We start from the raw sequence: 1311 nt of genomic DNA, 5'->3' as shown, positions 1-1311 counted from the left end.
TGGTCAGTCGTCAGGGACTTTGCTGCCAACCCCAAGTTGCTAGGTGCAAAGACTGGAATGGTAAGTGTTTTACATACACTTGCCCCGTTAGAAATTCAATTGATTGGACAACCTGTTTTTCAAATACCTTCTTCCCATTCCGCTCTTTAAATATTTCTCACGTGCAATTGCATCAAGTCTATTAAAAGACACTTCGTAATAGATTACCTTCCAAGGCATTTTTTTACTTGTAGTAATAGTCTTGCCTCTGTTGTGCTCTTTTATTCTCTTCTCCAAGTCAGATGTAAATCCGATATACCAAGATAGATCTTTTTGTGAGGCCAATACATATACTGTGAATGCTTCCATCCACTAAATATAACTATTTCTAACGGGGTGCGGGCCAGAACCTAAGCTTACATCCTCACCTGCATTGCATTGTTCCAGCTGGTGGACTGACACCTTCAGGTAAATGGAAGGCTTCCCTATCCAAGGGACGTTTCCTTTTTCCGGTAAAGAAAATGTCTACCGTCTTCAGAGCAAGAATGGTGCAGGCACTTAGGGAAAAGAAGTTGTTGGCCCCGAACACTGCAAGGCAATTGTTCTCCAAGAAATGGGTCATCTATTGCAAAAAACCATTCTTCGGCCCCAAACAAGTTATTGAATACCTAGGCAGGTACTCCCATTCACCCCGTTGGATTATTGATGTAATTGAAAATTCTGTTCCTAATATACTTTTTCCCATTCCCTGATTTCAAATACTTTTCTCTTCTGGTAGCATCCTGTTGATTTAAACATCCCTCCCAATAGATTAGCTTTAATGGCCTTCTCCTGTTAGTCGATGGCACTTTACCTCGGTTATGATGTTCAACCCTTGCTTTTAAATCAGAAGTATACCCAGTGTAAAACTGCCCATCAAACTCACTGAGAAGAACATACACATAAAAATATTTGTCCATGCTTTTTTTGATGTAATTTAATAAAATCCTACGGGGTAAATTGCCATCAGTAACCAACGGATCAAATCACTTCAAAACGGTAAGGTTCAGTTTACGGTAAAGAATTACCGGAAACAGGGCAAAAAAGAAACTTGCACGCTAAAAGCTCCTGAATTCCTAAGAAGGTTCACGCTACATATCTTACCAAAGGGCTTTACCCGCATCAGGCATTATGGCATCTTGGCCAGTGCATTTAAGGCCACACATAAAGTCAATATCGACAGGCAGATCGGTCAGGTCGTAATAGAAGTAGGGGAAAAACCTGCTTCCCTGCTCAGAAAGTGTCCTTGTTGCAAAACCGGGGAACTGCATACAGTGGCATGTTTTGACCAAC

3 protein-coding genes and 1 pseudogene are annotated in these 1311 nt (G+C 41.2%); 2 read left to right on the top strand and 2 right to left on the bottom strand.

Annotated features, from left to right (window positions below; all coding sequences use genetic code 11):
* Positions 1 to 87 precede the first annotated feature (87 nt).
* The gene (locus Q4534_RS24050; protein WP_303615707.1) at positions 88 to 348 is read right to left on the bottom strand and encodes a GIY-YIG nuclease family protein; all 261 of its coding nucleotides are present in this window, start codon (positions 346 to 348) and stop codon (positions 88 to 90) included.
* A gap of 32 nt (positions 349 to 380) precedes the next feature.
* On the opposite strand from Q4534_RS24050, the pseudogene Q4534_RS24045 reads away from it, so the two are divergent.
* Positions 381 to 665 (top strand): annotated as a pseudogene (locus Q4534_RS24045) (transposase); the annotation flags it as partial.
* On the opposite strand, the gene Q4534_RS24040 reads toward Q4534_RS24045, so the two are convergent.
* Positions 666 to 938, bottom strand: coding sequence for a GIY-YIG nuclease family protein (locus Q4534_RS24040; protein WP_303615706.1), 273 nt, complete (start codon positions 936 to 938; stop codon positions 666 to 668). It lies immediately after the preceding pseudogene.
* 39 nt (positions 939 to 977) lie between these two features.
* On the opposite strand from Q4534_RS24040, the gene Q4534_RS24035 reads away from it, so the two are divergent.
* Positions 978 to 1311 (top strand): transposase (locus tag Q4534_RS24035; RefSeq protein ID WP_368509172.1); only part of this gene is annotated, 334 nt, incomplete at its 3' end.

The sequence above is a fragment of the Cyclobacterium sp. 1_MG-2023 genome (assembly GCF_030546805.1).
In the GTDB taxonomy this organism is placed as follows: domain Bacteria; phylum Bacteroidota; class Bacteroidia; order Cytophagales; family Cyclobacteriaceae; genus Cyclobacterium.
Note: the sequence above shows the minus strand (reverse complement) of the source record. Positions and strands in the feature narration are given on the sequence as shown.